Consider the following 7,205-nt stretch of genomic DNA (forward strand, 5'->3'; position numbering starts at 1 on the left):
GAGCAACCTCTTGGCGCATTACGGCAACTTATCGAGGCAGATCGGCGCTATCTTCCTCTTCATGACAGCCTCAGCTGACCGCCGCCCCCCGGCCGGCGCACCCGAGAACCCGCTGGACCTCCTGATCGTCGGCGCCGGCATCTCCGGCATCGACCTGGCGCACCACGTCCGCAACGCCTTTCCCCAGTGGTCGTGGGAGGTCCACGACGCCCAGGACGACCTGGGCGGGACCTGGCACACGTTCCGCTACCCGGGCATCCGCTCGGATTCGGACATGGCCACGTTCGGATTCCCGTTCCGCCCCTGGCCGCACTCCTCGACCCTCGGGCAGGGCGAGGAGATCAAGGAGTACATCCGGGACACCGCCCGGGAGTGCGGAGTCCTCGACCGCCTCCATCTGGGCTCCTGGATCCGGAACGCCGACTGGCGCGGCGAGAAGGGCCTGTGGAAGGTCACGAGCGTCCGGACCGAGAACGGGACCACCAGCGAGCGCACGGTGTGGACCCGCCGACTGCACTTCGGCGCCGGGTACTACTCCCACTCGGCCGGCTTCCGGCCCGACTTCCCGGGGGAGGAGGCGTTCGCCGGTGAGATCATCCACCCCCAGCACTGGCCCGAGAACGTCGAGTACGCGGGACGCAAGTTCATCGTGATCGGCTCCGGCGCCACCGCCGTCACCCTCGTTCCGGCTCTCGAGCAGCTCGGCGCCGAGGTCACCATGCTCCAGCGCACCCCCAGCTATGTGGCCCCGCTCCCGGAGAAGGACATCATCAGCGCCGTGTGGAAGCGCGTCCTGCCGACGCAGGCGGCCTACCGCGCCGCCCGGTTCACCCACGGCGCCCGGGACATGGCGCAGTACATCGTCGCCCAGCGGTTCCCCTGGGCGTTCAAGCAGGGGCTGCGGACCCTGCAGGGCCGCTACATCTCGCGTGCACAGATCAACGAGCACTTCACACCGTCCTACAAGCCCTGGGACCAGCGGGTGTGCAAGGCCCCGGACGGGGACATCTTCCGGGCGATCCAGCGGGGCGCGCGGGTGGTGACCGGGCACATCGACACGTTCACCGAACGCGGGATCCGCCTGAAGTCCCGCGTGGAACTGGAGGCCGACGTCATCGTCTCCGCCACCGGCCTGGAACTCGAGGCGTTCGGCGGCGGAACCCTGAGCATCGACGGCCGGGAACTCCTTCCCGCGGATCTGACCACCTACCGCGGCATGATGCTCGCCGGCGTGCCCAACTTCAGCTTCACGGTGGGATACGTCAACGCCTCCTGGACCCTGCGCGCGGACATGGTCTCCCGGTACATGGTCAAGCTGTGGCGGGCCGGGGAGAAGAACGGGGAGAAGATCTACGCGCCGATCCCGCCGCAGGAGAAAGGGGACCGGCCACTGTTGGACCTCGACGCCGGCTACGTCCGACGCGGCGTGCACAAGTTCCCCCGACAGGGCACCGCCCGGCCCTGGACCTACGTGCAGAACTACCTCGCCGAGATCCCCGAGCTGACCTTCGGTGACCAGCGCCGCGACATGGCGTTCGACGCACAGATCCCGCAGGAGGCGATCCGATGACCCGCCGCATCCTCATCACCGGTGCCGCCTCGGGGCTGGGCCTGGCGCTCGCCCGCGAATACCTCGCCGGAGGGGACGACGTCATCCTCACCGACCTCCACCCGGAGGCGCCGCCCGCCGTGCGCGAGCTCGGCGGACAGTGGAGCTACCTGACGCTCGACGTGACGAACGACGACGACTGGGCCGCGGCCGCGCTCGCCGTCGACAGGTTGGACATCCTCATCAACAACGCGGGGATCGCGGTCGGCGGACGGCTCGACGCCACGTCCATGGAGACGTGGAAGCGCATAGTGGACATCAACCTTCTCGGCGTGGTCCGCGGGTGCAAGACGATGGTCCCCAAGCTCGGCCGCGGCGGGCGGGTCGTCATCACCGCCTCCGCCGCCGGCCTGGTGCACGCTCCCTCCATGGGGGCCTACAACGCGACCAAGGCGGCAGCGGTCGCCCTGGCGGAAACGCTCGACGCCGAGCTGCGGCCCCGCGGCATCTCCACCTCCGTGATCTGCCCGCTGTTCTTCCGCTCGGGCCTCGCGGATTCGTTGTCCGGGGATGACCCCAAGGCCGACGAGGCAGCCCGCATGCTGCTCTCCAAGACGCCGCTCACGTCGGAGAAGGTCGCCGCGCGGTCGGTCCGGGGCATCCAGGCCCGGCGGGTGGTCATCACCCCGGACGCGCTGAGCACGCTCACGTGGTACACCAAGCGGTTCACCCGGATCCCCTTCCTGGCGGGGACCCGTCTCATCGGCCGCGTGGTCGAGCGGCGGGGCTGAGCAGCGACTTGAGCGGCAATATCGGGGTTCAGTGTGTGGCAGATTGTCCCATCTCCTCCGCGTAGCGGGGCGCCAGCGCCTCCATCTGCTGCATGACCAGCTGGATGGCCTCCGGTTGCTTGTCCGGTGGGTATTTGTACTTACGCAGGGTCCGCTTAACCGATGCGCGGAGTTTGGCTTTGACGTCCTCACGGACCGTCCAGTCGGTTCGGATGTCGCGGCGCATGGTGGCGACGATCGAGCGGGCGATCTCGGCCAGCACGTCGTCGCCCAGGACGTCGACCGCGGACTCGTTCAACGCGACCACGTCGTAGAACGCCAGCTCGTAGCTCTCCAGCGGCGGTTCGAACCGCTGTCCGCGGTCGGCCTCGGCGCTGACCTCCTTGGCCAGCTCGACCAACTCCGCGATCACCTCGGCGGCGGTGAGCTGCTGGTTGGTGTAGCGCACCATCAACTCGTTGACGCGCTCGGAGAACAGCCTGCGCCGCACCTCGTTCCCGTAGGTGACCTTCGCGGCCTCCTCCAGCAACGTCGCCTTGAGCGCCTCGATCGCCAGGTGGGCCTTGGAGGGCTTCTGCGCCTCCTCGACCCACTGCGGGGTGAGCGTGTCCAACCGCGGAAGCGGCAGTCCGGCCTCGCGATAGATGTCAACGACGCCCGTGCTCGCGGCGGAGTCGACGATCAGCTCGCCGAGAATGCGCTTGATCTCGTCCGGAACCAGCTCTCCGGCGCCGATCTTCTGCTGCGCGTCGAGCTTGAGCATCCAGACGCGGACCTCTTCGACGAACCGCACCTCGGGTCGGACCGTGTCGAGCGAGTCGTTCCCCGCCGCCAGGGCCCACGCCCGCGCGAGTTTGGATGACAGGTCGCGGAAGCGGTCGGCGAGAGGGCGCGCGTCCGGGTCGTCGTCGTCGCGGTTTCCCGGTGTGCCCGGCGACCGCAGGCGGGTGACCACGGTGAGGAGCGCATCACGCCAGCCGGTCTTGGCGTTGGCGTGCCACTGCGCCTTCCACTCGTCGCCGATGAGCTCACGCACGCCTGCGAGCAGGTCGAGCACGATCTGCGCGGCCTCCTCGGAGGTGCGGCCGACGAGCCGGTCGCCGCCCTCCGGGGCCTCGCGGGTGAACTCCTCCAATGCTCTGGAGAGGTTGTCGGTGAGCGGCGCGTAACCCACGAGCAGCCCGTCCTGCTTTCCGCGGAAGGTGCGGTTGACGCGGGCGAGCGTCTGCATGAGCAGCGCCCCCTTGAGCGGCCGGTCCACGTACAGCGTGTGCAGCGCCGGGGCGTCGAAGCCGGTGAGCATCATGTCCTTGACGATGATCAACTCGAGCTCGTCGTCGGGGTTCTTCACCCGCTGCTTCACCGCAGCGATCGCACTCGGACGTCGGAGATGCCTCGTGACGTGCTCCTCGTCGCCCGGGTCGGCGGTATAGACCACCTTGAGCTTGCCCGTGTCGTCGGCGTCGGAGTGCCACTCGGGGCGGAGGGCGACGATCTCCTGGTACAGGTTCGCGGCGATGGATCGGGTGGCGCAGACGATCATCGCCTTGCCCGGGACGCCGAGGAAGGGCCGCATGGCGTCACGGCGGGTCTCCCAGTGGGTCACCAGGTCGGCGGCCAGGGTGCGGATGCGCTCGGGGGCGCCGTAGACGGTGTCGAGCTTGGCCACCGCGCGCTGGAGGCGTTCGGCGTCCGCGGCGTCGAGGCCGCTCAGTGCCTCCTCCGCGGCGTCGTCGAGCGACTCGTCGTCCACACCCGGCAGGCGCGCCAGGCTGATTAGCCGCGGTTCGTAGACCACGGGGACCGTGGCTCCGTCCTCCACCGCCCGGTGCAGGTCGTAGACGTCGATGTCGGCGCCGAATACCCGGCGGGTGTCGCGTTCGCCCTCGGTGATGGGGGTCCCGGTAAAGGCGATGAGGGTCGCGTGCGGCAACGCGCTCTTGAGGTGCGCGGCGTAGCCGTCCAGGTTGTCGTAGTGACTGCGATGGGCCTCGTCGGCGATGACGACGATGTTGCGCCGGTCCGAGAGCAGCGGGTGAGTCGCTCCGGAGTCGCGTTCGGACTTGCTCAGGCCGAACTTCTGCAGGGTGGTGAAGTAGATGCCGCCCGAGCGGCGGTCCGCCAGCTGTGTCCGCAGATCGTCGCGGGTGCGGACCTGCACCGGCTGCTCCGGGAGCAGGTCGGAGATCTGGAAGCCGTCGAACAGTTGGGAGTCCAGCTCGGTGCGGTCGGTGATGACGATGACCGTGGGGTTGGCCAGTCGCGGGTGCCGCATGATCTTGGCGGTGTAGAGCTCCATCTCCATGGACTTGCCGGAGCCCTGGGTGTGCCACACGACGCCGGCCCGGCCGTCGGAGTCCACCGCGCGGACGGTGGCACCGACGGCTTTGGTGACGGCGAAGTACTGGTGGGGTTTGGCGATGCGTTTGATCAGACCGGACTCGGTGGCGTCGAAGGCGGTGAAGTCGCGGTGGAGCTGGCCGAATCGTTCGACGTTGAACACGCCGTCGATGAGGAGGTCGAGTTCGGTGATGGGTTCCGCGGAGCCGTCGAGGGTGGTGAAGGGGGCGACGCGGCGGCCGTCGTCGTCGACGTTCCAGGGCGCGAAGTGGTTCCACGGGGTGAACGGCGTGCCGTAGCGGGCGGAGAGGTCGTCGGTGGCGACGACGACGGCGGCGAAGCGGAACGCCATGGGGAATTCGTGGAGATAGGTGCGCAGCTGGTTGTACGCGAGCTCAGCGGTGGCGTTCTTGGCGCCCGGCTTCTTGAGTTCGACGATCGCGAGCGGCAGTCCGTTGACGTAGGCCACCACGTCGAATCGTCGTTCGTGTTCGCGGCTGCGGACGGTCACCTGGTCTACGGCGTGGTACCGGTTACGCGAGGCGTCGGCGGACAGGAAGCGAATGACCGGCGCGACCTCGCGGCCGTCGTCGTCGATGTAGGTCAGGCCCTTGTAGCCGTCGAGCAGGATGTGGTGAAGCCGGTGGTTCTCGGTGACGGCGTCCTGCGACTTAGGGGTGATCACCTCGGCCATGGCCTGCTGGAGGTACTCCTCGGGCACGTCCGGGTTGAGGTTTATCAGCGACTGCAGGAGGGTGCCCCGCAAGACGATGTCGTGCCACGAGTCGCGCTCCCCCGAGCCGGGCGCGAGCGATGGCCCGGAGCGGTGCTCCCATTCGCGCTCGGCGAGGGCGTCGAGGATGCCCTGCTCGGCTTGGGCCTCAGACCAGCCGTAAGTCATCGCGCCCTCTCCAGGTCAGAGCGGCGGGAAGAGTGGTCGGACATAAAAAAACCTGCCCCCAGAGGGGGCAGGTGGTATGCCCCTACGGTAGTTCGTCCACGGCGCGCGCACAACTGCCGCAGGGCCGAGCTGTTCAGCGAGAAGCCGGTGGCGGATCCCTCACTGTATACGTCACTGCACTCACCACCACTGACGTTCAGTGACCTACAGTGAGCAACACTGACGGGTAGACACTGAGCCGCCTCCGGGGTGCCGCCGAACGACCATGGGGACCGTTGCGATACCGCTGCCTGGCGCGCCTCGCCCCTAAACTTCAGACTCACAGTGAACCTCCCATGGTCCAACGTTGTGGAACGATGCATCGTTTCCGACGTTCCACGGTTCATCCCGAATCCAGGCCTGAGCTGAGAAGATGACTCTTTCTTCGGCCTACTTGTTTCTTAACTGCATGATTTCTGTCGCGCATGTATTCAAGCTTCTGCTCGGCGTCTACTTCGGACCGTCCCCCGAGGCGTGGCCCGAGCATTGTTAATTTAGGCACCCCCCTAATCTCACAGAGATCCGCGAAACTCGCTGACGTTGACGGATTAGGTTGCCGCCGGATCGCGCGTTGGGACACGGCAGCCCAACAACCCCCGGCCTCGAGCGATCGCCAGTGCAACGCGCGACCCGACCCCTGGGCCTCGTCTGGGGGTCGACTTACCTCCTCACTGCCGTCACTGCATCCATCGAGGTTCAGTGACCTACAGTGACCTACAGTGAGCAGCACTGACCAACAGCGACGGAGACCAGCATGGATGAGTCCGATTTCGGGACTGTCATCGATCGACTCCGCCGGCAAGGCACCGACGACGCAACGACCGAGGTCAAAGCAGCCGCCGAGTCCTTGGGCAAGTCCGTCTGGGATTCCGTCAGCGCGTTTGCCAACACCGCTGGCGGCTGGATCATTCTCGGCGTCAGTGAAGAACTTGGGTTCCAGCCTGTCGAGGGGTTCCGCGTAGACGCGGTGTGCAGCCAGTTCATCGACGGCATGGGCGACGGTAACGAGCAGGGCGCTCGATTGGTAAATCCGCCCGCTTATCACGTCAATCGATTCAACTATGAAGGCCAGCAGGTCCTGGCAATCGAGATTCTCGAGAACGGTATCGGCGCCAAACCGTGCTACATCAAGAGCAAGGGCGTTGAAACCGGCAGTTACAAACGGATCGACGATCGCGACGTTCGTTTGAGCAGAAGTGAGATCTTCAGCCTTCAGACTGCACACACGATCTCTGAAGCTGACCGAGCACTGGTCGAGGACTGTTCTGTGGATGACCTCGACCCGAAACTGGTCGACCTCTTGGTCACCGCCCCAGGAAACGCCAGGGCGGTGCGGCGATTGACGGAGCGCGGCGATATGCTCGCCCGACTGAATGTGACCGACAACGAAGGACATGTGCGACTGGCCGGGCTTCTCACCGTGGGCGATTACCCGCAGCAGTTTTTCCCGCAACTGTACGTCGACGTGAGCGTGCACCCAACTGTAGAGAAAGCGTAGGCCACTACTCAGCTTCGGTTTCTTGACCGAGTCGAATGCGTGGGACCGCTGTCCGAGGTGGTATCTGGGCTCTTCGCATCTGAGCGT

4 protein-coding genes are annotated in these 7,205 nt (G+C 66.6%); 3 read left to right on the forward strand and 1 reads right to left on the reverse strand.

Annotated elements, in window-relative coordinates:
* Positions 1-61 precede the first annotated feature (61 nt).
* The gene (locus tag H483_RS33145) at positions 62-1,570 is read left to right on the forward strand and encodes an NAD(P)/FAD-dependent oxidoreductase (protein WP_017837654.1); all 1,509 of its coding nucleotides are present in this window, start codon (positions 62-64) and stop codon (positions 1,568-1,570) included.
* Positions 1,567-2,340 (forward strand): SDR family NAD(P)-dependent oxidoreductase, encoded by a 774-nt coding sequence (locus H483_RS33150; protein ID WP_017837655.1) that lies wholly within the window; start codon positions 1,567-1,569, stop codon positions 2,338-2,340. Before H483_RS33145 ends, H483_RS33150 begins: the two co-directional genes overlap by 4 nt.
* A 28-nt stretch (positions 2,341-2,368) precedes the next feature.
* Here the strand turns inward: H483_RS33150 and H483_RS33155 are convergent, their stop codons facing one another.
* Positions 2,369-5,581, reverse strand: a complete 3,213-nt coding sequence (locus H483_RS33155) for a type I restriction endonuclease subunit R (RefSeq protein ID WP_017837656.1) — start codon at positions 5,579-5,581, stop codon at positions 2,369-2,371.
* 793 nt (positions 5,582-6,374) lie between these two features.
* Between H483_RS33155 and H483_RS33160 the strand changes: the two genes are divergently transcribed.
* Positions 6,375-7,118 carry a helix-turn-helix domain-containing protein gene (locus tag H483_RS33160; RefSeq protein ID WP_017837657.1) on the forward strand — a complete coding sequence of 248 codons (744 nt, stop codon included), beginning with the start codon at positions 6,375-6,377 and terminating at the stop codon, positions 7,116-7,118.
* Positions 7,119-7,205 lie beyond the last annotated feature (87 nt).

Source organism: Dietzia sp. UCD-THP (assembly GCF_000349585.1).
Taxonomy (GTDB): domain Bacteria; phylum Actinomycetota; class Actinomycetes; order Mycobacteriales; family Mycobacteriaceae; genus Dietzia; species Dietzia natronolimnaea_A.

Bases quoted from the DNA above. Each gene is read 5' to 3' on its own strand.
- H483_RS33145 (WP_017837654.1), top strand. From the start codon at position 62: ATGACAGCCTCAGCTGACCGCCGCCCCCCGGCCGGCGCACCCGAGAAC.
- H483_RS33150 (WP_017837655.1), top strand. From the start codon at position 1,567: ATGACCCGCCGCATCCTCATCACCGGTGCCGCCTCGGGGCTGGGCCTG.
- H483_RS33155 (WP_017837656.1), bottom strand. From the start codon at position 5,581: ATGACTTACGGCTGGTCTGAGGCCCAAGCCGAGCAGGGCATCCTCGAC.
- H483_RS33160 (WP_017837657.1), top strand. From the start codon at position 6,375: ATGGATGAGTCCGATTTCGGGACTGTCATCGATCGACTCCGCCGGCAA.